The 23,511-nt window shown below is 73.3% G+C and carries 20 protein-coding genes; 7 read left to right on the top strand and 13 right to left on the bottom strand.

What is annotated here, in order from left to right; all coding sequences use genetic code 11:
• Positions 1-94 precede the first annotated feature (94 nt).
• From pspAB to K8U61_RS01040, 3 genes are read right to left on the bottom strand one after another with little or no spacing between them, the layout of a single operon-like run.
• Positions 95-682, bottom strand: coding sequence for a PspA-associated protein PspAB (pspAB, locus tag K8U61_RS01050; protein ID WP_224121104.1), 588 nt, complete (start codon positions 680-682; stop codon positions 95-97).
• Positions 683-692: 10 nt separating this feature from the next.
• Positions 693-1,604: a zinc metalloprotease HtpX gene (htpX, locus tag K8U61_RS01045; RefSeq protein WP_224121103.1), complete on the bottom strand. Its 912-nt coding sequence runs from the start codon at positions 1,602-1,604 to the stop codon at positions 693-695.
• A gap of 33 nt (positions 1,605-1,637) precedes the next feature.
• Positions 1,638-2,432 (bottom strand): PspA/IM30 family protein, encoded by a 795-nt coding sequence (locus tag K8U61_RS01040; RefSeq protein WP_224121102.1) that lies wholly within the window; start codon positions 2,430-2,432, stop codon positions 1,638-1,640.
• Positions 2,433-2,582: 150 nt separating this feature from the next.
• Here K8U61_RS01040 and K8U61_RS01035 point away from each other — a divergent pair, with 150 nt between their 5' ends.
• Positions 2,583-3,167, top strand: a complete 585-nt coding sequence (locus K8U61_RS01035) for a DUF3043 domain-containing protein (RefSeq protein ID WP_224121101.1) — start codon at positions 2,583-2,585, stop codon at positions 3,165-3,167.
• Between the two features lie 3 nt (positions 3,168-3,170).
• On the opposite strand, the gene K8U61_RS01030 is transcribed toward K8U61_RS01035, so the two are convergent.
• The 4 genes from K8U61_RS01030 to hrcA all read right to left on the bottom strand — a co-directional run bounded on the left by K8U61_RS01030 (position 3,171) and on the right by hrcA (position 7,404).
• Positions 3,171-4,184: an aldo/keto reductase family protein gene (locus tag K8U61_RS01030; RefSeq protein ID WP_224121100.1), complete on the bottom strand. Its 1,014-nt coding sequence runs from the start codon at positions 4,182-4,184 to the stop codon at positions 3,171-3,173.
• A gap of 211 nt (positions 4,185-4,395) precedes the next feature.
• Entirely contained in the window at positions 4,396-5,136 is a 741-nt protein-coding gene (locus K8U61_RS01025) for a 16S rRNA (uracil(1498)-N(3))-methyltransferase (protein WP_224121099.1), read from the bottom strand.
• Positions 5,137-5,146: 10 nt separating this feature from the next.
• Positions 5,147-6,331: a molecular chaperone DnaJ gene (gene dnaJ / locus K8U61_RS01020; protein ID WP_224121098.1), complete on the bottom strand. Its 1,185-nt coding sequence runs from the start codon at positions 6,329-6,331 to the stop codon at positions 5,147-5,149.
• A gap of 47 nt (positions 6,332-6,378) precedes the next feature.
• Positions 6,379-7,404 carry a heat-inducible transcriptional repressor HrcA gene (gene hrcA, locus K8U61_RS01015; RefSeq protein ID WP_224121097.1) on the bottom strand — a complete coding sequence of 342 codons (1,026 nt, stop codon included), beginning with the start codon at positions 7,402-7,404 and terminating at the stop codon, positions 6,379-6,381.
• 169 nt (positions 7,405-7,573) lie between these two features.
• On the opposite strand from hrcA, the gene K8U61_RS01010 reads away from it, so the two are divergent.
• Positions 7,574-8,320: a hypothetical protein gene (locus tag K8U61_RS01010; protein ID WP_224121096.1), complete on the top strand. Its 747-nt coding sequence runs from the start codon at positions 7,574-7,576 to the stop codon at positions 8,318-8,320.
• A gap of 28 nt (positions 8,321-8,348) precedes the next feature.
• Here the strand turns inward: K8U61_RS01010 and K8U61_RS01005 are convergent, their stop codons facing one another.
• A complete protein-coding gene (locus tag K8U61_RS01005) occupies positions 8,349-8,567 on the bottom strand; it encodes a hypothetical protein (protein WP_224121095.1) in 219 nt (72 codons plus the stop codon).
• Between the two features lie 116 nt (positions 8,568-8,683).
• On the opposite strand from K8U61_RS01005, the gene K8U61_RS01000 reads away from it, so the two are divergent.
• From K8U61_RS01000 to K8U61_RS00990, 3 genes are all read left to right on the top strand, one after another.
• The gene (locus K8U61_RS01000; RefSeq protein WP_224121094.1) at positions 8,684-9,544 is read left to right on the top strand and encodes an MBL fold metallo-hydrolase; all 861 of its coding nucleotides are present in this window, start codon (positions 8,684-8,686) and stop codon (positions 9,542-9,544) included.
• A 158-nt stretch (positions 9,545-9,702) separates the two neighbouring features.
• Positions 9,703-9,885 carry a hypothetical protein gene (locus K8U61_RS00995; protein ID WP_224121093.1) on the top strand — a complete coding sequence of 61 codons (183 nt, stop codon included), beginning with the start codon at positions 9,703-9,705 and terminating at the stop codon, positions 9,883-9,885.
• Positions 9,886-9,933: 48 nt separating this feature from the next.
• Complete coding sequence (locus K8U61_RS00990) at positions 9,934-10,785, top strand: DUF3097 domain-containing protein (RefSeq protein WP_224121092.1); 852 nt, start codon at positions 9,934-9,936, stop codon at positions 10,783-10,785.
• Between the two features lie 96 nt (positions 10,786-10,881).
• Here K8U61_RS00990 and K8U61_RS25290 read toward each other — a convergent pair whose 3' ends face one another.
• Positions 10,882-12,099 (bottom strand): S8 family serine peptidase, encoded by a 1,218-nt coding sequence (locus tag K8U61_RS25290; protein ID WP_224121091.1) that lies wholly within the window; start codon positions 12,097-12,099, stop codon positions 10,882-10,884.
• 49 nt (positions 12,100-12,148) lie between these two features.
• Between K8U61_RS25290 and K8U61_RS00980 the strand changes: the two genes are divergently transcribed.
• Positions 12,149-13,816, top strand: a complete 1,668-nt coding sequence (locus K8U61_RS00980; RefSeq protein ID WP_224121090.1) for an MFS transporter — start codon at positions 12,149-12,151, stop codon at positions 13,814-13,816.
• Between the two features lie 12 nt (positions 13,817-13,828).
• Complete coding sequence (locus tag K8U61_RS00975; RefSeq protein ID WP_224121089.1) at positions 13,829-14,482, top strand: Crp/Fnr family transcriptional regulator; 654 nt, start codon at positions 13,829-13,831, stop codon at positions 14,480-14,482.
• Here the strand turns inward: K8U61_RS00975 and K8U61_RS00970 are convergent.
• The 4 genes from K8U61_RS00970 to K8U61_RS00955 form a co-directional block, all read right to left on the bottom strand.
• Positions 14,471-17,989 carry an adenylate/guanylate cyclase domain-containing protein gene (locus K8U61_RS00970; protein ID WP_224121088.1) on the bottom strand — a complete coding sequence of 1,173 codons (3,519 nt, stop codon included), beginning with the start codon at positions 17,987-17,989 and terminating at the stop codon, positions 14,471-14,473. The two genes, K8U61_RS00975 and K8U61_RS00970, sit on opposite strands and share 12 nt — an antisense overlap.
• A 7-nt stretch (positions 17,990-17,996) precedes the next feature.
• On the bottom strand, positions 17,997-18,452 hold the full coding sequence (locus tag K8U61_RS00965; RefSeq protein WP_224121087.1) for a TM2 domain-containing protein: 456 nt from the start codon (positions 18,450-18,452) through the stop codon (positions 17,997-17,999).
• A 24-nt stretch (positions 18,453-18,476) separates the two neighbouring features.
• Positions 18,477-19,712, bottom strand: coding sequence for a radical SAM family heme chaperone HemW (hemW, locus tag K8U61_RS00960; protein WP_224121086.1), 1,236 nt, complete (start codon positions 19,710-19,712; stop codon positions 18,477-18,479).
• Between the two features lie 386 nt (positions 19,713-20,098).
• Entirely contained in the window at positions 20,099-23,503 is a 3,405-nt protein-coding gene (locus tag K8U61_RS00955; RefSeq protein WP_224121085.1) for an error-prone DNA polymerase, read from the bottom strand.
• Positions 23,504-23,511: the final 8 nt, after the last annotated feature.

Raw genomic sequence — 23,511 nt, 5'->3', positions numbered from 1 at the left:
TGGTGGGGTCTTCCTGTGGGCGACCTGTGGGGCGGGAGTTTCGTCGGAGCACCCGGGGCCGCGGGCGACCGGGTACGGCGCGATCCGAGCCGGCTCAGAGGCCGGGGGCGCCCCAGACGGCCAGCCAGCGGCTCAGGTCCTGCTCCATCGGCAGCTCGCCGGCCAGGGTGTCGCGCAGCTGGATCTCCAGCAGGTTGTCGCGCCGCCTGTCCCCGCCGGCAGCCGGGGCGAACGGGTAGAAGGTGCCCTGCTTGTAGAGGTAGACGAGCCCGACCGGTCGTCCGTCCGCCCCGGCGAACGGCACCAGCGAGCAGAGCAGGCCCGGGCCGAAGCCGTGCTCCTCGAGCGAGGCGTTGACGGCGTGCAGGTCGGTCATCAGGTCGCCGATGCCGGCCTCGTCCTCCGGGTCGTCGTGGACGACCAGCCAGGTGAAGCCGAACTCGTCCTGCCGGATCTCGACGTCCGGCTCGTCCGGGTCGGCGTTGAGCAGCTCGACGACCTCGGCCTGCACCTGGGCGAACGCGGCGCCGGTCGCGGCGCGGTAGCAGACCGACCCGGTGCCGGTCGGCGTCAGCCCGAGCGTCGTCTCGAGGGTGATCGCCGCGCTCGGGACCAGGAAGAGCGAGTCGAGGCGCGCGGGCTTGGGCCGGCTCCGCCCGGTGATGACGTCCCAGAGACCCATCAGGCGGGGCCTAGGCGGGCCGGTTCAGCTCGGCGCGGATCTTCGCCAGCTGCTCCAGCCGCTGCTCGAGGGTCGGGTGGGTCGAGGTGAGGGTCTTCAGCGAGACGCCGTGGACGGCGGGGGCGATGAAGAAGGCGTTCATCGCCTGCGACGAGCGCAGGTCGCGCTCGGGGATGGTGTTGATCTCGCCGGTGATCTTCTGCAGCGCCGAGGCGAGCGCCTCGGGCTTCATCGTCAGGTAGGCGCCGGCCCGGTCGGCCGACAGCTCGCGGTAGCGCGAGAGGAGCTTGAGGAGCAGGAAGCTGACGGCGTAGGTGACCAGGCTGACCACCAGCACGACCAGCCACACCGGGAGCCCGCCGTTGTTGTCGCGGCGGTTGCCGCCGAAGATCGCGCCGTACTGCGCGCCCCGGCTGAGCATCCCGGCGACGATGCCGGCCGAGGACGCGACGGTCATGACGAGCACGTCGCGGTGGGCGACGTGCGAGAGCTCGTGGGCGAGGACCCCTTCGAGCTCCTCGGCGTCGAGCCGGCGCAGGATGCCCGTGGTGACCACGACGACCGAGCGCTGGGGCGAGCGGCCGGTGGCGAAGGCGTTGGGGACGTCGGTGTCGGCGATCCCGACCCGCGGCTTCGGCATGTCGGCGAGCGCGCAGAGCCGGTCGATCATGCCGTGCAGCTCGGGCGCCTCCTGCGGGCTGACCTCGCGGGCGCGCATCGCCTTCATCGCGACGGTGTCGGAGTTGTACCACTGGAACCAGACGATCCCGAGGCCGATGATCGCGATGAACGGTGCCCAGCCCACGGGCATGACCGCGATCAGGATCGCGATGATGCCGACGAAGAGCGCGCCGAGCAGGAAGATGACCGTGGTCATCCGGGCGGTCAGCCCGGCGTCACCGACGAAGCGCGTACGTGCCATGAACCCATTCTCCGGGGCGGCCCAAGCGGTGCGTCAGGCGGAGTCGCCCTCGGCCTTCTTCTCCGTCACCTGCTGGGGCTCCGCCGCCAGGAGGTCGCCGCCGTCCTCGCCGGCCTCGATCGCCTGCGGGGTCGAGCCGGCCTTGAGCCGGGCCAGCTCGGCCTCGACGTCGGCCTGGGAGCTCATCGCCTCGAGCTCGCGGGAGATGTCGTCGCCGCCGGCGGTCGCGGTCACGTCGTCGAGCGCGCCGGAGGCGATCAGCTCGTCGATCGCGCCGGCCCGGGCCTGCATCTGCGCGGTCTTGTCCTCGGCCCGCTGGATCGCCTGGCCGACGTCGCCGAGCTCGTCGCCGATGCCCGACACCGCCTCGTTGATCCGGGTCTGCGCCTCGGCGGCGGTGTACGTCGCCTTGATCGTCTCCTTGCGGGTGCGGAAGGCCTCGACCTTCGCCTGCAGTCGCTGCTGGGCGAGCGTCAGCTTCTCCTCCTCACCCTGGAGCTGCGCGAGCTGGGTCTGCAGGTCGGCGATCTGCGTGGTGAGGCCGGACTTGCGGGTCAGCGCCTCGCGGGCGAGGTCCTCGCGGTCCATGGTGATGGCCTTCTCGGCCTGACCCTGGAGCTTGGCCGACTGCTGCTCGAGCTGGCCGATCTGCAGCTCGACCCGCTTGCGGCTGGTCGCGACGTCCGCGACCCCGCGGCGTACCTTCGAGAGGAGTTCGAGCTGCTTCTGATAGCTGTAGTCGAGCGTCTCGCGCGGGTCCTCGGCGCGGTCGAGTGCCTTGCTGGCCTTCGACTTGAAGATCAGGGTGAAGCGCTGCCACAAGCCCATCGAGCTGGTCCCTCTCCGAACGTCCGACGTCTGGACCCCAACCCTAGGCGGTGCGACCCAATCGGGGAACGGGCGGCGCCGGTAGGCTGGGGACGCGGCCACGTCGGCCGCTCCCCCGTCGTGCCCGCCCGTCGTACCTGAAGGTCAAGCGTGTTCCGTCGCAACAAGTCCGAGACCGTCACCTCCACCGCCGTCACCGACAAGGTCGGTGGCAAGGGTCGGCCCACGCCGACCCGCAAGGAGGCCGAGGCCGCCGCGAAGGCGCGCGCCAAGGTGCCGCGGACCCGCAAGGAGCAGGCGGCGGCGTCCCGCGTGCAGCGGTCGGAGTCGAGCAAGACGGTCCGCCAGGCGATGAAGGACGGCGACGAGCGCTACTACCCCGCGCGGGACCGCGGCCCCGTCCGCCGCTTCGTGCGCGACTTCATCGACTGCCGCTTCTCGCTCATCGAGCTGGTCATCCCGCTGCTGCTGGTGACCATGCTGCTCGGCTACTCCGGCAACGCGACGCTCCGCGCCTGGGGCAACACGCTGCTGCTCGTCACCGTGCTCGCCGTGGTCGGCGACATGATCTGGCTGCGCTTCCGGCTGCGCCGCGAGCTGGCGCGCCGCTTCCCCGACCAGTCCACCAAGGGCCTGACCTACTACGCGATCACGCGCGCGCTGCAGATGAAGTTCATGCGGCTGCCGAAGGCGCAGGTCCGCATCGGGCAGCAGCTGCCCGAGCAGTACAAGTAGCCCCTACCGGTTCATCAGGTCGCGCCGGCGTACCTGCTGGGTCTTGGCGGGGTCCCGCTCGACCACGTCGCCGACGACCTCGTCGATCGCCGTCAGCGTCGCCTCGTCGAGGCGTACGCCGGCGGCGCGAGCGTTGTCGGTGACCTGCTCGGGCCGGCTGGCGCCGATGATCGCGCAGGAGACGTTGTCGTTCTGCAGCACCCACGCGACCGCGAGCTGGGCCATCGTCAGGCCGGCCTCGTCGGCGATCGGGCGGAGCCGCTGCACCCGCTCGAGCACGTCGTCACGCATCCAGCGGCCGACCATGTCGGCGCCGCCCTTGTCGTCGGTGGCGCGGGAGCCCTCCGGCGGCGCCTGGCCGGGCACGTACTTGCCGGTCAGCACGCCCTGCGCGATCGGCGAGAAGACGACCTGGCCGAGACCGAGCTCCTCGCAGGTCGGGACGACCTCGGACTCGATGACCCGCCAGAGCAGGTTGTACTGCGGCTGGTTGGACACCAGCGAGATGCGCAGCTCGCGGGCCAGCTCGTGGGCCGCGCGGATCTGGTCCGCGCGCCACTCCGAGACGCCGATGTAGAGCGCCTTGCCCTGGCGGACGACGTCGGCGAACGCCTCCATCGTCTCCTCGAGCGGCGTCTCGTCGTCGTACCGGTGCGCCTGGTAGACGTCGACGTAGTCGGTCTGCAGCCGCTTCAGCGAGCCGTCGATCGACTCGAGGATGTGCTTGCGGGACAGGCCGTGGTCGTTGTGCTTGCCCGGGCCGGTCGGCCAGAAGACCTTGGTGAGGATCTCGAGCCCCTCGCGCCGCTCCCCCTGGAGCGCCCGGCCGAGCACCGACTCGGCCGCGGTGTTGGCGTAGACGTCGGCGGTGTCGAAGGTGGTGATGCCCTCCTCCAGCGCCTGCCGCACGCACGCGACCGCTGCGTCCTCCTCGACCTGCGAGCCGTGGGTGAGCCAGTTGCCGTAGGCGATCTCGGTGATCTTGAGGCCGCTGCGTCCGAGGTTGCGAGTCTCCATAGGTCCGACCCTAGCCAGCGGGGGTGTGGGTTCACCAAGGGATCACGGTGACGCCGCGGGGTGTCGGTTCGCCTCGATCCCTTGGTGAACCCGCGCTCCCCTGGCGGAGCTCACCGAGGGAAGCGCGGGTCCGCCCTCATCCCTTGGTGAACCTGCGGCAGTCGGGGCAGTCGGGGCAGTCGGGGCAGACGGGGCAGCAGCGCCGATCGCGTCAGCCCCAGCGCGGGGTGCGGGCGAGCAGGGCGGAGACGGCGGCGACGCCGGCGGTCGAGGTGCGGAGCACCTCGGCGCCAAGGCGGACCGAGTGGGCGCCGGCGGCGACGTACGCCGCGACCTCGTCGTCGGTGAGCCCGCCCTCGGGGCCGACGACCACGACGATCCGGCCGGCCGTGGGGACCGGCAGGGCGGCCAGCGAGGACGTGGCCTCCTCGTGCAGCACGACGGCCAGGTCCGCCTCGCCCACGAGCGCGACGACGTCGGCGGTCGACGCGAGCTCGGCCACCGAGGGGAACCAGGTGCGCCGCGCCTGCTTGGCCGCCTCGCGGGCGGTCGAGCGCCAGCGGCCGAGGGACTTCGCGGCCCGCTCGCCCTTCCAGACCGCCACGCTGCGCGCGGCCGCCCAGGGGACGACCTCGGCGACGCCGACCTCGGTCAGCACCTCGACGGCCAGCTCGCCGCGGTCGCCCTTCGGGATCGCCTGCACCACCACGATCGCCGGCGCCGGCGCGTCGGAGGATGCCACCGAGCCGACGGTGATCGCGAAGACCCGCTTGCCGGTCGAGGCGACCGGGCCCTGCACCGACCGGCCGGCGCCGTCGGTGAGGACGACCTCCTCGCAGACCCGGAGCCGGCGTACGGCGACCGCGTGGTGTGCCTCGTCGCCCTCGACGACCACCTCGTCACCGACGGCGACGCCGACCAGCGACGGCACCAGGTGGACGGGGAGCGACATCAGCGCCGGCTCAGTGCTGGTTGAAGGCGTCGCGGATCCGGCCGAACATCGACTTCTGCGCCGGACGCACCTGACCGGTCGGCGACTCCTCGTCGCGGATCGCGGCCAGCTCGCGCAGGAGCTCCTCCTGCCGCGGGTCGAGCCGGGTCGGCGTCTCGACGACGACGGTCACGATGAGGTTGCCGCGCCCGCCGCGCAGGCCCGGCACCCCGCGGCCGCGGAGCACGTGCTCGGACCCGGACTGGGTCCCGGCCCGGATGTCGAGCTCGAAGCTGGTCTCGACGCCCGACTCGGACTCCTCGCCCTCGGCCTCGACGACGTCGGCCTCCAACGTCGGGAGGGTGAGCGTGGTGCCGAGCGCCGCGGCGGTCATCGGCAGGGTGACCGTGCAGTGGAGGTCGTTGCCGTGCCGGGTGAAGGTCGAGTGCGGCGCGACGTGGATCTCGACGTAGAGGTCTCCGGCCGGACCGCCGCCCGGGCCGACCTCGCCCTCGCCGGTCAGCTGGACGCGGGTGCCGTCGTCGACGCCCGCCGGGATCTTGACGGTCAGCGTGCGGCGCGAGCGGACCCGTCCATCGCCCGAGCACTCACGGCAGGGGTCCGGGATGATCGTGCCGAAGCCGCGGCAGGCGGCGCACGGACGCAGGGTGCGGATCTCGCCGAGGAACGACCGCTGCACGTGGGCGACCTCGCCCGAGCCGTGGCAGGTCTCGCACGGCACCGGGTGGGTGCCCGGCGCGGCGCCCTCGCCGTGGCAGGTGCTGCACAGCACCGCCGTGTCGACCTTGAGCTCGCGGGTCACGCCGAACGCGGCCTCGGCGAGGTCGACCTCGAGCCGGATCAGCGCGTCCTGGCCGCGCCGCTCGCGTGGCCGCGGGCCACGGCCCTGGCCGCCACCGGCCTGACCGCCGAAGAAGGCGTCCATGATGTCGGTGAAGGAGAAGCCGGCACCCTGGCCGAAGCCGCCGCCGCCCATGCCGCCGAACGGGTCGCCGCCGCGGTCGTACGCCGCCCGCTTCTGCTGGTCCGAGAGCACCTCGTAGGCGCGCGAGATCTCCTTGAAGCGCTCCTGGGCGTCCGGGTCCGGGTTGACGTCGGGGTGGTACTGCCGCGCCAGTCGCCGGTAGGCCTTCTTGATGGTGTCGGCGTCCGCGTCACGGGCGACACCGAGAAGCTCGTACAGGTCCTGACTCACGTGGTTCCTTCGTTGCTGGTGGTGGTACGGGGTGGGGCGGGCGCCGGTCAGGCGCCGTCGAGGATGCGCGACACGTAGCGCGCGACCGCGCGTACGGCGGCCATCGAGCCGGGGTAGTCCATGCGGGTGGGCCCGACGATGCCGAGCCGCGCGAACGCCTCGTCACCCGGGCCGTAGCCGGAGGCGACGACGCTGGTCGAGGAGAGCTCCTGGTAGGGGCCCTCGTGGCCGATCCGGACCGTGAGCGTCTCCCCCGTGCTCGCCTCGCCGAGCAGCTTGAGGAGCACGACGTGCTCCTCGAGCGCCTCGAGCAGCGGGCGTACGGCGGAGTCGAAGCTGTCGCCGTAGCGCGCCAGGTTGGCGGCACCGCCGACGGCGATCCGCTCGTCGGAGCGGTGGTCGGACATCGCCTCGAGGAGGGTGTCCACGACCGCGCGGGTCACCGGGGCCACGGGGCTCGCGTCGTCCTCGGGCACGAGCGCCCGGAGCGCGGTGCCGGCGTCGGCGATGACCTCGCCGAGCGCGGCGCGGTTGACCTCGGTCTTGAGCTCGAGGAGCGCCGCGTCCTCGACGTCCGTGTCGAGCTCGACGAGCCGCTGCTCGACCCGGCCGGTGCTGAGGATCAGCACGACCAGGAGCCGGTTGGGCGCGAGCGCGACCAGCTCGACGTGACGCACGGTCGAGCGCGAGAGCGTGGGGTACTGCACGACGGCGACCTGCCGGGTCAGCTGCGCGAGCAGCCGGACCGAGCGCTGGACCACGTCGTCGAGGTCGACGGCGCCGTCGAGCAGGCTCGCGATGGCCCGCCGCTCGGCGGCGCTCATCGGCTTGACCGTGGTGAGGCGGTCGACGAAGAGCCGGTAGCCCTTGTCGGTGGGCACCCGTCCGGCACTGGTGTGGGGCTGGGTGATGTAGCCCTCGTCCTCCAGCGCCGCCATGTCGTTGCGGACCGTGGCGGGCGAGACGCCCAGCCCGTGCCGCTCGACGAGCGTCTTGGAGCCGACCGGCTCCTCGGTGGCCACGTAGTCCTCCACGATGGCCCGGAGCACGGCCAGCCTGCGCTCCTCCTGCACGCTCGCCTCCTCGACCCGCCAGCCGTCACTGGCACTCGCTTGCCCGGAGTGCCAAGCGTACCCGGCCGCCTTCCGGGCCACATCGTGGACGCCGTACGGCGCGCCGCGGGATCGGCGCGTAGGTTAGCCTTGCCTTACTAGCACCGCAGCCGCAGCTCGAGGAGGACCGGTGACCGCGACCGAGCACCCGACGCAGGGGACCGACGACCCGACCCGCCTGGCCGCCGACGCGCGCAGCATCCTGGCCTGCCCGGCCACGGTGAGCATGGTGATCGAGGGCGAGGCCCGGCTCGTCGACGACGAGGCCGACCTGACCGTGTCCGACCACCACGGCACGCCGACGTTCGTGTGCCGCACGGACTCCCCTGTGGCCCGCGCGGCCGCCGGCAACGCCAGTGCGCTGCTCACCGTCACCAGCGGGCTCGGCCCGCGGGGCGGACCGGACCGGCTCGACTCGCTCACCCTGGCCGGGCGGCTGGAGCGCACCGGCTACGAGCGGTGCGACTGCTGCGACGAGGTGCGCGACGTCGTGTCGCTCGACCTCAGCTTCGTGCTGCTGACCCGCCCGGTCCCGGGCACCCCCCACGGCACCCCGGACCGGCAGCACCGGGTCCCGCTCGAGCAGTTCCGCAGTCATGCGCACCTGCTCAACCGCGGCCATCTCCAGCGTTCGGTGGAGCACGCCAACGAGTGCCACCAGGAGGAGCTGCGCCAGGCGGTGTCCTTCGGCACGAGCACCCGGCCCGCCGAGCTGATCGGCGTCCGGCTCGCCCACCTCACCCCGAGCAACGTCGAGCTCCAGTGGGTCGACGTGGACGGTGCCCACCGACAGGTGCTGACCTTCCCGCGGGCGGCGCGCACGCTGACCGAGCTGGGCGAGATGCTGCGCCGCGGGCTGCACGCCGGGATCTGCTGACCCGGGCGCACAACCCTTCAGCGACCGGTCACTTGGGACCGGGCTTGATGTGGCCCTCGACGTCGTCGTCGGCCTCCACGCGCGGGATCGCCTTGCCGTGGCCCTCGACGTCGTCGTCGGCCTCGACCTTCGGGCCGGGCTTCATGTGGCCCGTGACGTCGTCGTCGGCCTCGACCTTCGGGCCGGGCTTGATGTGGCCGGTGACGTCGTCGAGGTCGTCCGGCGCGGGCTGGAAGTTGCTGGTCATCACTGCCTCCTGGGAGCTTCTCGGCTTCGAACACCGGAAGACTCCCCCGGATCCGTGGGGACTTCTGTCGTACTCCTGACACAACGGAACTGGTCTGGACCACCTACGGTGGTGGGGTGCCGTTCACCGAGGTCGCGGACCGGATCTGGGTCGCGCGCTACGACTGGTTCGACGTCAACGTGACCCTCGTCGGAGGCGCGCGCGGGCTGCTGGTGGTCGACACCCATGCCTCGGGTCTCGCCGCCCGCGAGGTGATCGACGACGTCCGCAGGCTCGGGGTCGGCGACGTCGTCGAGATCGTCAACACCCACGAGCACTTCGACCACACCTTCGGCAACGGCGAGTTCCGCACGTCGTACGGCGAGGTCCCGATCCACGCCCACGAGACCGCCGCCGAGCGGACGGTCGCCGCGGGCGAGCGGATCAAGGGCCTCTACGACGCCGAGCCCGACGACCCGCACCGCGACGAGGTGCAGGCGACGACCATCGTCCCCGCCGACCGGACCTTCTCCTCGGCGATGGCGCTCGACCTCGGCGACCGGTTCGTCGAGCTGGTCCACCCCGGACGCGGCCACACCGGCGGCGACCTGGTGGTGCGCGTGCCGGACGCCGACGTGCTGCTCGCCGGCGACCTGGTCGAGGAGTCGGCGGCCCGCAACGCGGTCCCGGGGTTCGGCGAAGACTGCTACCCCATGGAGTGGCCGCTGAGCCTCGACGTCGTGCTCAGCCTGACCACCGGCTCGACCGTCGTCGTCCCCGGCCACGGGGCCCCCGTCGACCGCGACTTCGTCGAGGACCAGCGCAACGCCATCGGAATCGTCGCCGAGACGATCCGCGACCTGGCCGGCCGCGGTGTCCCCGTCGACCAGGCACTCGCAGCCGCCGACTGGCCCTACCCGCGCGAGGAGCTCGCGGCCGCCGTACGACGCGGCTACGAGCACCTCCCCCGCAGCCAGAAGCGGTTGCCGCTGATCTGAGCTGCCCAGACAGCGCGGTCGGGCTGACCGCCCGCAGGCGGCGTACTTCTCAGGCGACCCCGTCGCTTCTCAGGCGTTGCAACGCCTGAGAAGCGCAGGATTCACCGGTGCACCGGTGAATCCTGCGTATCGAGACCATCACGGGGTACGGACCCGGCATGAGCGAGAACGAGCCGGAGACCGGCATCGCGGACGAGGACCTCCCCGAGGACCTCCAGCCGACCGAGGACAACCCGCTGGCCCAGGACCTCGACGAGGACGCCGAGGGGACCAAGTCCCGCGAGGAGCTCGACGTGCTCGGCGGCAAGACCGCCGAGCAGGACGACGACTCCGGCGACTGACGGCGTGCCCTCCCCGGTCGCGCGGGTGGTCCGACCTAGCGTTGACCGGTGACCTCCGACCGCTACGGCACCGACGTCCTCTCCGGCGACTGGCGCGCCCCGAAGCGCGGGCGCGCGACCGAGGCACCGGCCGAGATCGGCGCGGTCGTCGAGGAGGTCACCACCGACTGGTGCGGCGAGATCGTGGCGGTCGACCGCGACCTCCACACCGTCACGCTCGAGGACCGGCGGCAGAAGCGGCGTACCTTCCCGCTCGGCCCGGGCTTCCTGCTCGAGGGCCGCCCGGTGATCCTGACCGCCCCGGCCCGCGCGGGCGCACCGGCGAAGCCGACACGGACGGCGTCCGGCTCGGTCGCCGTCCACGGCGCCAAGGCGCGGGTGGCCCGGCAGAGCCGGATCTTCGTCGAGGGCCGGCACGACGCCGAGCTGGTCGAGAAGGTGTGGGGCGACGACCTGCGCATCGAGGGCGTCGTGGTCGAGTACCTCGGCGGCGTCGACGACCTCGCCGACGAGCTCCGTGACTTCAAGCCCGCCCCCGAGCGCAAGGTCGGCGTCCTCGTCGACCACCTCGTGCCCGGGTCGAAGGAGAGCCGGATCGCGCAGGGCATCATGCGGTCCGCGGTCGGCCAGCACGTGCTGATCGTGGGCCACCCCTTCATCGACATCTGGGCCGCCGTGAAGCCCGACCGCCTCGGGCTCCAGCGCTGGCCGGACGTGCCGCGCAGCATCGAGTGGAAGAAGGGCATCTGCCAGCAGCTCGGCTGGCCGCACCGCGACCAGGCCGACATCGCCCGCGCCTGGCAGCACATCCTGTCGAAGGTGGGCTCCTACCAGGACCTCGAGCCCGCGCTCCTCGGCCGGGTCGAGGAGCTGATCGACTTCACGACCAGCCCGGCCTGAGCCTGCGAAGGCGGGGCTACCAGGTCGGGAGGTTGAGGGTCTCGGCGCGGACCGAGCCTGCGAGGGACGCGCGAGACGTCTCGAAACCCGCGTCGTCTAACCGTCGGTCGCGTTCGCGCTGAGCGCCTGCAGCACCGCCTTCACCTCGTACGGCGTGAGGTGCGGGTGCTTGCTGCGCACGAGGGCGGCGAGGCCGGCGACGTGCGGGGCCGCGAAGCTGTTGCCGGTGGCGACGGTCGAGCCGTGGTCGAGCCAGGCGACGTCCACGTCGACGCCGTACGCACCGAACTCGGCCGGCGGGCGCGGGTTGGCCAGCAGCTGGTCCGGCCCGGCGACCGGACCGGAGGCGACGGAGAGCACCGAGGAGTACTGCGAGGGGTAGGACGGTCCGGGCAGGTTGTTGACCGCCGAGACCAGCACCGTGCCGGCGAAGAACGCCGCGTCGGCGACCTCGTGCAGCGGCCCGAACATCGTGGCGCTGCGGCTCGACAGCGAGAGGTTGGCGACGTCGATGTCGTGCTCGACCGCCCAGGCGATGCCGGCGCGCAGGATCGAGCCGCGGCCCTTCAGGTTCGAGCCGAGCACCCGCACGCTGACGATCTCGGCGTCCGGCGCCAGGGAGCGGATGATCGCGGCGCACGCCGTGCCGTGGCCGACCAGGTCCTCGTGCGGGCCCTCGATCGTGCGGAAGCCGTACGGCGCCTCGTCGTCCGGCTCGAACGCGACCGCGCCCGCCACCCCGCCGACCCGCGGGTGGTCGGCGTCGACGCCGCTGTCGACCACGGCGACCCGGACGCCGGCACCGGTCGCACCGTCGAGCGCCCAGGCGCGGACGTCGGGGATCGGCAGGCCGCGCACGGTGCCGAGGCGCCCGGCCTCGAACTCCGTCGACCACGCCGGCAGGTCGGGGTCGGTGAGGTGGCCGGCCGCGATCTCCAGGTCGCGCAGCGGCAGCACCGACGACACGTCGCGGTCCGGGTCGAGGACGGTGAGCACCCCTCGGACCGCCCCGTCGGATGCGAAGAACGGCGCGACGAGCAGGTCGTCCGGCACGTAGCCGGTGGACTCGGCGACGTCGCGCGCGAAGCGCGGGTCGGCCCGCACGTCGCGGACGCCCAGTGCCTGGCCCGAGGTCGCGGCCCAGCCGGCGAGCCCGCGGCCGGCCGGCAGCCGCACCCCGAGGATCTCGGCCGAGCCCTCACCGTCGGCGGCGACGTACTCCACGCCGCCGTCCTCGGTGACCAGCGCGCACGAGCACGCGGCCGCCTCCAGTCGGCTCCGCACCTGGGCCACGACCTCGTCGAAGTCCTCCACGGCGGCGAGGTTAGCCCTAGATTGGGGCACTGACCGGAGGGAGTCCGACGTGGCGGGGGGATTGCTCGCAGGTCTGCGCCATCGCGACTTCGCACTCTTCTCCGGCGCGTTCGCGACCTCGGCGATCGGCTCCTGGGCCTACAACGTCGCGCTCGCCGTGTGGTTGGTCCACGAGACCGGCTCCCCCACCTGGATCGCCGCTGCGACCGTCGTGCGGTTCGTGCCCGCGCTGCTGCTCTCGGCGTACGGCGGGGTGCTCGCGGAGCGCTTCGAGCAGACCCGGCTGATGGTGGTGCTCGACCTGGTCTGCGCGGTCGCCATGGCCGCGATGGCGCTCTGCATGGCCGTCGGCGCCCCGCCGGCGGCGGTGCTGCTGTGCGCCGCGATCACCTCCACCGTCGGGATCGCCTACGAGCCGGCCGCGGCGGCGATGACGCCCCGGCTCGTGCCCGAGCGGGACCTCGGGTCCGCCAACGCGCTGCGCAACACCATCGACAACGTCTGCGTGGTCGCGGGGCCGGGCATCGGCGCCGTCCTCCTGCTCGTGGCCGACCCGTGGCTCGCGGTCGCGCTCAACGTGGCCTCGTTCGTGGTCTCCGCCGTGCTCGTGGCGATGATGCGCACCCGCAGCGAGCCGGTCGACGTGACCGAGGGCGGGACCGCCGGCCCCGTCCAGCAGATGCTCGTCGGCGTCCGGACGATCGGCACCTCGTCGACCGCGCTGGTGCTGGTCGGCTTCTGCGTCCTGGCGACCTTCGTCTACGGCCTCGACACCGTGCTCTTCGTGGTGCTCTCCGACGAGCGGCTCGGCACCGGCCCGGAGGGCTACGGCTACCTGCTCGCCGGCCTCGGCGTCGGCGGCGTGCTCGCGGCACCCGTCGTCACCCGCCTCGAGCGGCTCCCCCGCCTCGCCCCCGTGGTGCTGCTCGGCATGGTCGGCTACTGCCTGCCCACGCTGGCCTTCCTCGTGGTCGACCGGCCGAGCGTGGCCTTCGCACTGCAGGTCGTCCGCGGCGCGAGCACGCTCGTCGTCGACGTCCTCGCGATCACCGCGCTCCAGCGCAGCCTCCCGGTCGACGTGCTCGGCCGGGTCTTCGGGGCCTTCAACGCGATCTGCCTGCTGGCGGTGCTGGTCGGTGCCTCGATGGTGCCGCCGATGGTCGACGCGTGGGGTCTCGACGGCGCGCTGTGGTTCGCGAGCGCCGGCATCGCCGTCGTCTCGCTCGCCGGCTGGCCGTGGCTGGCGCGCATGGACCGGCAGGCCGCCGAGCGCCGCGCCGCGCTCGCGCCCGCGATCTCCCTGCTCGATGGCTGCGCCGTCTTCGAGGCCGTCGGCGACGGCGCGATGACCGAGCTCGCCGGGGCCGCGGCGTACGTCGACGTCGCGGCCGGCCACACCGTGATCCGCGCCGGGGAGCCAGCGGACGCGTTCTACGTCGTCGACGCAGGTCTCTACGACGCGACCGGCGCGGGCGACGTGCTGCTCTCGCAGATGGGCGAGGGCGGGTGGTTCGGCGAGATCGGGCTGCTCAACGGCAGCCCACGGACGGCGACCGTGACCGCCAGGACCGACGGCCGGCTGCTCCGCGTCGACGGCCCGGCCTTCCTGGCCGCGCTCACCGAGACGACACCGTCGGCGGCGTTCGTGGACGGCGCCCGGCTCCGGCTCGCCCGGACCAACCCGGGCGACACGCTCACCGAGGCGTGGAAGGCCTGATTGACTGCCTCCATGGAGTGGCCGCTGCTCGCCTCGCTGACCGAGGACGAGCGCACCCAGGTGCTGGGCAGCGCACGGCGGCACCGCTACGACCGTGGCGAGATCCTGGTCCACGAGGGCGAGCCCTCCGACAGCCTCCACCTGGTCGCGACCGGGCGGCTCGCCGTGCGGGTCTCGACCGCCGACGGCGACAACGCCACGATCAACCTGCTGGGCCCGGGCGACTACTTCGGCGAGCTGTCGCTGATCGACGGCCAGCAGCAGGTGCGGACCGCGACGATCGTCGCGCTCGAGCCCGCCGAGACGATGGCACTCTCGGCCTCGGCGTTCCGCGAGCTCCGGCAGCGGCACCCCGCCGCCGACCAGCTCCTGCTGCGCCTGATGGCCCGCCGGATCGACGAGCTGTCGGCGCGGCTCCTCGAGGCGACGTACGACACCCTCGACCGGCGGCTGCACCGCCGCCTGCTCGAGCTCAGCGCCATGTACGGCGCGCAGGGCGCAGTGACCGTCCCGCTCACCCAGGAGCACCTCGCCGAGCTCGTCGGCGGCACCCGTCCGTCGGTCAACGCCATCCTCCAGCGGCTGGCCGCCGACGGCGTGATCGAGCTCGGTCGCGGCCGGGTGACCGTCCTCGACCGGGACCGGCTCGAGGACCTACTGCACTGACGCGGGCGCCAGCGCCTCGTCGAGGCGACGGCTCCAGACGACCGCGCCGAGCCGGTCGTACGACGCCCGCGCCTCCTCGGCCAGCACCCGTGCCTCGTCGGCACGCCCCTGCCCGGCCAGCAGCACCGCCAGGTCGGCCCGACACCGCGCCACCGTGGGCTCGGATCCCCAGCGCAGGCCGGTCTCGACCGCGGTGCGGAGCTGGCGCTCGGCCTCGTCGGCGTCGCCTGCCCGGACTGCCAGGACACCGGCGACATGGGCCCTCCGGGCCTTGAGCCCGATGGTGATCCGGCCGTCGCGGTGGTCGTCGACCCGCTGGCACATGGCGGCCAGCTCGTCCACCGCGCCCGCCTCGAGGGCGACCTCCGAGGCGAGCCACCACACGAAGGTGTAGTCGTCGTAGAGGCCGGTGGCGTCGTACATGAGGTCGGCCGCTGCCCGCGCGACCGCGGGCGCGTCGGGGCCGGCGTCGGTGGCCAGCGCCCGGGCCAGGTCGAGGAAGGCGCGCAGGCTCTCGTCGCCGCCGCCGTCGGACTGCTGGAGCTCGGGCGTGGGCTGCCACTGCTCGCCCCGGGCCCGGGCGACCTGGCCTTCCACCAGGTCGACGATCTCGCGGTCGGAGGCGCCCTCGGCGGCGTGCGACAGCGCGGAGTCCCAGTCGCCGAGGAAGTACTCGGCCATGGCCAGGTTGACGGCCGCGTTGGAGTGCAGGTGCAGCGCGCCGGACTGGCGGCTCGCGGCGAGCGCGTCGACGCCGACCCCGACGGCGCGGGCGGCGTCGTCCGGCGTCCAGGTGACGTTGAGGTTGGCCAGGCTGCGGGAGAGCAGGTCGGTGCGGCCGATCCGGCGGGCGATGCTCGCCGCCGACTCGAAGAGGGCCCGGCCGGCCTCGCGGCTTCCGGTGAGCATGTGGTGGAGGGCCAGGCCGACGTGGCTGTCGGCGATCTCGCCGTCGTCCTCGACCAGCTCGGCGATCCGGGCCTTCTCGTCGACCAGGTCCCGGAAGTCACCGCCGGAGCGGAGCAGCAGCTGGACCAGCACCTTGTTGAGCTCGAGCACGGCCCGGTCGGTGTCGTCGCGGCCGCGGAGCCGCTCGTAGCGCTCGCGGGCCGCGGCGATGCCGGTCTCGAAGTCCGACATCCCGATGCCGGTCGCGTAGGCCTCGACGGTGACCGCCAGGCCGGCGTTGCTCTCGTCGCCGAGCGCGTCGAAGGCCACGCGCGCGAGGCCGGCGTGCTGGAGCGATCCCTCCATGTCGCCGGTGGCCTTCAGCGCCTGGGCGAGGTCGAGCTCGAGGCGGGCGCGGAGCTCGGGCTCGTCGGCACGGTCGAGCGCGGAGCGCAGGTGACCGGCCGCCTCGGCCGGCGCACCGAGCCCGTTGGCGCGGGCCGCGGCCCGGCGCAGCTGCGCGATCGCGGACGCCGTCAGCTCGGGTACGTCGGCGTCCTCCGGCACGGCATCGATCGCCTCGAGGTAGTGCTGCGCGGCGATCGCCGACACGTCCTCGGCCGGCCCACCGTCGCCGAACAGCGCGACCACCGCGAGGTGACCGGCCTTGCGGTCGCGGCGCGACAGCGTGCCGTAGGCGACCTGCTGCACGACCGCCTGCACGAACTGGTACATCCCGAGCTCGGTGCTGAAGCGGTTGGACTCCCGGCGCAGCATCTGCAGCCGGACCAGCGACGCCAGCACCTCGTCGACGTCGGCGACGTCCGGCACGAGCGCGGCGATCGCGTCGCGGTCGAAGGAGCGGCCCACGATGCTGGCCCGGTCCAGGACCCGGCGCTGCTCGGCGGTCAGCTTGTCGAGGCGGGCCGCGACCAGCGCCTGCAGCGAGGCGGGTGCGCCGATGGCGTCGAGGTCGAGCGGGCCGCTGCCCGCGAGGACGTACTGCCCGCCGCGCGGCACGACCAGGTCACGGTCGATGAGCGAGCGGACCGTCTCGACCGCGAAGAGCGGGATGCCCTCCGCGCGACCGACCAGGGCGTCGCGGACCGTCGTGTCGAGGCCGGCGACCAGGCCCTCGAGCAGCTGGCCCATCTCGGGCGCCGGGAGCGGCTCGAGGTGGACCAGCGTGACCCGGCGGTTGGTGACCAGGTCGGGGTTGGCCTCGACGAGGCCGGGCCGGGTCAGCAGCGCCACGAAGCAGGGGAACGTGCCGACCGCGAGCAGGTGCTCGAGGAAGCGGAGCAGTCCGTCGTCGGCGTACTGCGCGTCGTCGACCAGCAGCGTCACGGGGACCTTGCCGTAGGGGCCGACCGCCGTCTCGCTGACGCGGTGCAGGAAGGTGGTCCAGGCGGAGAAGAGCTCCTCACGGGGGTACGACGCGACGCCGCCCGAGCCGAGCAGCACGGCCACCCGGGGCTCGAGCCAGGCGCGCTCCTCGGGATCGAGCCCGAGCTCGTCGAGACCCTCGGCGATCAGGGCCGCCTGGTCGTCGTCGCCGTCCACCCCGACCCCGTCGCCGTGGTTGGCCAGGATCTGCAGCCGGGCGCGGATCGCCTCGGCGAGCGCGTAGAAGGCCACGCCCTCGCCGTACGACAGGCAGCGACCGGTGTGCCACCGGACGTCGCCGCTGAGACCGTCGACGTACTTCTCGAACTCCCAGGCCAGGCGGGACTTCCCGACGCCGGCCTCGCCGTCGACGATCAGCAGGGCCGGGCGCTGGGTCTCCTCGACGCCGTGGAAGAGCTCCTTGACCAGCCGCATCTCGCGGTCGCGGCCGACCAGCGGCGCCTCGAGGCCGTCGGCGCGCTGGGCGCCGCCGACGGCGGCCACGACGGCGCGCACCGACCAGAGCGGCACCGGCTCCAGCTTGCCCTTGAGCTGGTGGCTGCCGGCGTCGACGTAGGTGATCGCCGAGGAGGTGAGCAGCCGGGTGGTCTCGTCGACCCACACCTGACCGGGCGTGGCCGCGGTCTGCACGCGGGCGGCGGTGTTGACCGCGTCGCCCGCGACCATGCCCTCGTGGGTGGCGCCGATGGTGACCGCGACCTCGCCGGTGACGATGCCGACCCGCATCGCGAGGCCGGCGGCCCCGAGGTCGGAGCCCATCGCCGCGATCGTGTTGACCAGCTCCAGACCGGCGCGCACCGCGCGCTCGGCGTCGTCCTCGTGCGCGGTCGGGACGCCCCAGACCGCCATCACCGCGTCGCCGATGAACTTCTCGACCGTCCCGCCGTAGCGGGCGATGATCGCGCGGCACTCGTCGAAGTAGCGCGAGAGCAGCTCGCGCACCTGCTCCTGGTCACGCGACTCCGCGAGCGCGGTGAAGCCGACCATGTCGCCGAAGAGCACGCTCGTGACCCGCCGGGCGACCACCGGCACCGCGGCCGTGGCCGCGGGGGCACCGAGCTCGGCGCCGCAGGAGCTGCAGAAGCGCGAGCCCGGCACGACCTCGGCCTGGCAGTTGCCGCACGTCGACGGCTGCAGGCCGGCGCCGCAGGAGAAGCAGAAGCGCGCGCCGTCCGGCTGACCCGGGACGCCGCAGCTGGAGCAGGTGGTCACGAGCGGCTCAGGGGCGCAGCGGGAGGCCGTTGGCGTCCTTGGCGCTGTCGCCGGCCAGGATGATGATGCCGTCGATCAGGCCCCAGAGGGCACCGACGCCGCAGGTGAGGACCGTGACCACGATCTGCCAGACCCCGGTCTTGGTGTCGCCCATGTAGAAGCGACCGACACCGAAGCCGCCGATGAAGATCTGGAGCAGGCCGGCGACCAGCTTCTGCTTGTCGGAGTAGGGCAGGCCGGTGGCCGGGTGGACGCCGTACGGCGCCTGCGGGCTCGCGCCCCAGGGCATGCCCGGGTAGCCCTGCTGGGGCGGCGGCGGGTAGCCGGGCTGCTGGCCGGGCTGCTGGTAGCCCTGCTGCGGGAACGGCGGCGGGGTGGGCTGGCCGTAGGGCGGCGGGGGCTGCTGTCCCTCGGGCTGCTGCGGCTGCTCCGGCTGCTCGGGGAACTCGGGGCCTTGGGTCATGCGCTCAGGGTAGAGCGCGGCGGGCTACGCGGTCAGCAGGTCGCGCACGATGGCGTCGGCGAGCAGCCGGCCGCGCTGGGTCGGCACCAGCCGGCCGCCCTGCTCGAGGAGCAGGCCGTCGCCGACGAGGGCCGGCACGGCGGCGCGTCCGTCGGCGTCCAGCACGTCGAGCGGGAGCCCCTCCCGGAGCCGCAGCTCGAGCAGCACCCGCTCCACCCGGCGGGTCTCGGAGTCGAGGACCTCGCGGGCGTGGGCCGGGCTGCGGTCGGCGGCGATGCGATCGGCGTACGCCGCGGGGTGCTTGACGTTCCACCAGCGCACGCCGCCGACGTGGGAGTGGGCGCCGGGGCCGACGCCCCACCAGTCGCCGCCGGTCCAGTAGAGGAGGTTGTGGCGGCACCGGCTCGCGTCGTCGCGGGCCCAGTTGGAGACCTCGTACCAGCCGAGGCCGGCGTCGCCGAGCCGCTGGTCGGCGAGGAGGTACTTGTCGGCGAGGTCGTCGTCGTCGGGCATCGGCAGCTCGCCGCGGCGGACCCGGCGGGCCAGGGCGGTGCCGTCCTCGACGATGAGGGAGTAGGCCGAGACGTGGTCGGGGCGGCAGGCCAGCGCGGCCTCGAGGCTGATCTCCCAGTCCCCGAGCGACTCCCCCGGCGTGCCGTAGATGAGGTCGAGGCTGAGCTGCTCGAAGCCGGCCTGGCGCGCCCAGTCGACGACCGCCGGGACCCGGAGCGGGTCGTGGGTGCGGTCGAGGACCTTGAGCACGTGGTCGACGGCCGACTGCATGCCGAAGGAGAGCCGGGTGAAGCCGACCGTGCGCAGCTCCTCGAGGCCCCAGCGGGTGACGCTGTCGGGGTTGGCCTCGGTGGTGACCTCCGCGTCGTCGGCCAGCCCGAACTCCCCGGCGATCGCGGCCACGATGCTGCCCAGGTCGGCCGGGCTCAGCAGCGTCGGCGTACCGCCGCCGAAGAAGACCGTCTGCACCGGGACGTCGGCGTCGCCGAGCGCCTGCCGGGCGCGGCGTACCTCCGCGATCGCGGCCTCGGCGTACGTCGCCCGCGAGGCGCCCGGAGCTCGGCCCGCCGGCCCGAGCTCCTCGGCGGTGTAGGTGTTGAAGTCGCAGTAGCCGCACCGGACCGTGCAGAAGGGGACGTGCACGTAGAACCCGAACGGCCGGTCCCCCAGACCCGCCAGCGCCTCCGCCGGCAACGCCCCGTCCTCGGGCACGGGATCCCCGGCGGGCAGGGCGGAGGGCGGCGGCACCACCCCATCCTAGGAACAGTCGAGTCAAGGGTTTCCGTCGGTCGAGTCGAGGCTTTCCGCGCGGTCACCGTCGGAAAGTGGCGACTCGAGCCGCGGAAAACCTCTACTCACCAGATCGTCGGTGGGTCTGGGAGCTGCCTGACAGACGTCTCGGGTCGTCGGTCAGGCAGCTCACCAGCAGCGCGGCCAGTCCGGCTGCGCCGGCGACGCCGAGCATGCCGCGCCGTCCCAGGCGGCGATCGCGGTCCACGACTCGGGGGAGGTCGTGGACCCCGGGTTCGGGGGCCCGGTCGCCGGCGAGGGGTTCGGGCGGGTGCTCGGAACCGGTCACGGGGAGAAGAGAACCCGCCGGTCCTGTGCCGAACCTGTGACGACCATCTGCGTGGCTAGTGGAAGTCGCGGGAGCGGTGCCGCGAGCGGAGGGCCGCGCCGGCCTCGGGGTGCACCTGCTCGATCGCGGAGAGCCGGTCGGCGACCAGGTTGGTGACGCCGTCCTGGCGCTCGACCATCCCGCGGATCACCATGCCCGCGGCGCTCGCCGCGACCGCGCGGTAGCGGCGCCACACCCCGACCGTGCAGACGACGTTGAGCATCCCGGTCTCGTCCTCGAGGTTGAGGAAGGTGACCCCACCGGCGGTGCCCGGCCGCTGGCGGTGGGTGACCAGCCCGGCGACGTGCACCCGGCGCCCGGCCTCGGACGTCATGGTGTCGGTCACCGACAGGATCCCCGCCGACCGCAGCCGCGGCCGCAGGTGCTCGAAGGGGTGCCCGCCCGGGGTGATCCCGGTGGCCCACAGGTCCGCCATGGTGATCTCGACGTCGTCCATGTCGGGCAGCGTCGGCGCCGGCCCGGCGACCCGGATGCCCTCGAGGTGCTCCTCACCCTCGGTCCACCCGGCGTTCCACAGCGCCTGCCGTCGGGTCAGCGTGAACGCCTCGTCGACGACACCGGCCGTCGCGAGCGCCTCGAGCTGCCGCGCGTCGAGACCGGCCCGCCGGGACAGGTCGGCCTGGTCGGCGAACGGCCGCTCCTCGCGCGCCGCGACGATCCGCCGGGCGACGTCGACGCTGATGCCGCGCACCGCGTCTAGGCCGAGTCGGACGGCGTACGACGTGTCGCGCCGGTGCTCCGGGGTCGGGTCGGGCGTGCCGGGGACCCACTCGGTGCGGGAGCCGTCGGTCAGGCAGGCGTCGAGACCCGTGGGACCCGGATCGCCCACGAGCTCGAGGTCGGCGGTCGCGCCGGAGGCCAGCAGGTCGGGCCGCAGCACCTCGACGCCGTGCCGGCGGGCGTCGTGGGTCAGCGACTGCGGGGAGTAGAAGCCCATCGGCTGCGCGCGCAGCAGCGCCGCGAGGAACGCTCCCGGGTAGTGGAGCTTGCACCACGAGCTGGCGTAGACGAGCTTGGCGAAGGCGAGGGCGTGGCTCTCGGCGAAGCCGAAGTTCGCGAAGGACAGGATCTGCTGGTAGATCGCGTCCGCCTTGGCACCGGCGAGCCCCTTGGCGGCCATCCCGGACATCAGCTTGTCCTTGACCGACTCGATCCGCTCGACGCCGCGCTTGGAGCCCATCGCCCGCCGCAGCAGGTCGGCCTCGTCGCGGTCGCAGTCGCCGAGCACCCGCGCCATCTCCATCAGCTGCTCCTGGAAGAGCGGCACGCCCTTGGTGCGGCCGAGCACCGGCTCGAGCAGCGGGTGGGCGAAGGTGATGTCCTCGCGGCCGGTGGCGCGGCGTACGTAGGGATGGACGGCGCCACCCTGGATCGGGCCCGGCCGGATCAGCGCGATCTCGATCGCGAGGTCGTAGAACTCGCGCGGCTGCAGCCGCGGCAGGGTGCCGATCTGGGCCCGGCTCTCGACCTGGAAGACTCCGACCGAGTCGGCGCGGCAGAGCATGTCGTAGACCGCCGCCTCCTCGCGCGGCATGGTCATCAGGTCCCAGTGCTCGCCGAGGTGATCGCGCACGATCGTCATCATGTGGTCGAGGGCGCTGAGCATCCCGAGCCCGAGCAGGTCGAACTTCACCAGCCCCATGAACTCGCAGGCGTCCTTGTCCCACTGGAGCACGGTCCGCCTGTCCATCCGCGCCCGCTCGATCGGCACCACCTCGCCGATCGGCCGCTCGGTCAGCACCATCCCGCCGGAGTGGATGCCGAGGTGGCGCGGCGCCCCGAGGAAGCCGTTGGCCAGCTCCACAACGGCGGCGGGTACGTCGTGCTCGCCGCCGTCGCGCGAGGCGACGGTCGTCCACGAGGTGACCTGCTTGGACCAGGCGTCCTGCTGGCCCGGCGAGTGGCCGAGCGCCTTGGCGGCGTCGCGGACCGCCATCTTGGGTCGGTAGCCGACGACGTTGGCGACCTGCGCGGCGTTGTGGCGGCCGTACTTGTCGTAGACCCACTGGATCACCTCCTCGCGCCGGTCGGAGTCGAAGTCGACGTCGATGTCGGGCTCCTCCTCGCGGTGCTGGGAGATGAACCGCTCGAAGGGCAGGTCGTAGAAGACGGAGTCGACGGCGGTGATGCCGAGGGCGTAGCAGACCGCGGAGCTGGCGGCCGATCCCCTGCCCTGGCAGAGGATCCCCTGGCTGCGCGCGAACTCGACGATGTCGTGGACGATCACGAAGTAGCCGTCGAAGTCCTTCTCGGCGATGATCCGCAGCTCGTGCTCGACCCGCTCGCGGGCGCGCTCCTCCAGGCCGGTGCCGGCGTAGCGCTGGGCGAAGCCCCGCTCGGTCAGCTCGCGCAGCCAGCCGGACGGGGTCCACCCGTCGGGGACGAACTTCGGCAGCCGCGGGCTCGCCTTCTGCAGGTCGAAGGCGACCTCGTCGGCCAGCTGCACGCTGCGCGCGACCGCGCCGGGGTAGCGGACGAACCGGCGCGCCATCTCCTCCCCCGACCGCAGGCACGCGGCGCCCGCGGCCGGCAGCCAGCCGTCCATCTCGGCCAGGCTCCGCCGGGCCCGTACGGCGGCCATCGCCGCCGCGATGCGGTGCTGCTCGGGCCGCGCGTGGTGGACGTTGTTGGTCGCGACGTAGGGCAGCCCGTGGTCGACGGAGAGCCGGGCGAGCAGGTCGTTGTGGGCCGAGTCGGTCGGGTGGCCGTGGTCGGTCAGCTCGACGACGACGTGCTCGTGGCCGAAGCGGGCGGTCAGCCGGTCGAGCTCGTCGGCGGCGTACGACGGACCGCCGGACCCGTGCCGCGTCAGCGCCTGGCGTACGGCGCCCTTGCGGCAGCCGGTGAGCACCAGCCAGTGCCCGCGGCCGCGGTCGGCGAGCTCGTCGAGGTCGTAGAGCGGCCGGCCCTTCTCGTCGCCGCGCAGCTGCGCGTCGGTGATCGCGGCGGCCAGCCGGTGGTAGCCCTCGACCCCACGGGCCAGGACGAGCAGGTGGCTGCCCTCGGGGTCGGCGACGCCGTTCTGCGGCTTGGTGAGCCCGAGGGAGAGCTCGGCGCCGTAGATCGTCGCGAGCCCGCCGTGCAGCTGGGCAGTCTCGGCGAAGAGCGGCGCGCCGTAGAAGCCGTCGTGGTCGGTGAGGGCGAGCGCGTGCAGCCCGAGCCGGATCGCCTCCTTGACCAGGTGGTCGGGGCCGCTCGCGCCGTCGAGGAAGCTGAAGCTGGAGTGGCAGTGCAGCTCGGCGTACGGCGTGACCGGGCCGGTCGGCCGGTCCAGGTCCTCGGCCACCCGCTTGCGCTTGCGGGTCGAGATCGGCGCCTCGGGGTCCTGCGGCGTGTGGGTGCGGCCGGAGAGCCTCTTCTCCAGCTCACCCCAGGAGATCGGCGGGTTGGCGAAGCCCATCAGTCGTC

Origin of the sequence: Nocardioides mangrovi (assembly GCF_020073815.1) — a bacterium.
In the GTDB taxonomy this organism is placed as follows: domain Bacteria; phylum Actinomycetota; class Actinomycetes; order Propionibacteriales; family Nocardioidaceae; genus Nocardioides; species Nocardioides mangrovi.
This window is presented reverse-complemented; position numbering and strand designations above follow the sequence as displayed.

Coding starts and splice junctions, on each gene's coding strand:
- K8U61_RS00955 (WP_224121085.1), bottom strand. CDS start 23,503: ATGGGCTTCGCCAACCCGCCGATCTCCTGGGGTGAGCTGGAGAAGAGG.
- pspAB (WP_224121104.1), bottom strand. CDS start 682: ATGGGTCTCTGGGACGTCATCACCGGGCGGAGCCGGCCCAAGCCCGCG.
- K8U61_RS00965 (WP_224121087.1), bottom strand. CDS start 18,452: ATGACCCAAGGCCCCGAGTTCCCCGAGCAGCCGGAGCAGCCGCAGCAG.
- K8U61_RS01025 (WP_224121099.1), bottom strand. CDS start 5,136: ATGTCGCTCCCCGTCCACCTGGTGCCGTCGCTGGTCGGCGTCGCCGTC.
- K8U61_RS01005 (WP_224121095.1), bottom strand. CDS start 8,567: ATGACCAGCAACTTCCAGCCCGCGCCGGACGACCTCGACGACGTCACC.
- htpX (WP_224121103.1), bottom strand. CDS start 1,604: ATGGCACGTACGCGCTTCGTCGGTGACGCCGGGCTGACCGCCCGGATG.
- K8U61_RS01040 (WP_224121102.1), bottom strand. CDS start 2,432: ATGGGCTTGTGGCAGCGCTTCACCCTGATCTTCAAGTCGAAGGCCAGC.
- K8U61_RS00995 (WP_224121093.1), top strand. CDS start 9,703: ATGAGCGAGAACGAGCCGGAGACCGGCATCGCGGACGAGGACCTCCCC.
- K8U61_RS00975 (WP_224121089.1), top strand. CDS start 13,829: ATGGAGTGGCCGCTGCTCGCCTCGCTGACCGAGGACGAGCGCACCCAG.
- K8U61_RS01030 (WP_224121100.1), bottom strand. CDS start 4,184: ATGGAGACTCGCAACCTCGGACGCAGCGGCCTCAAGATCACCGAGATC.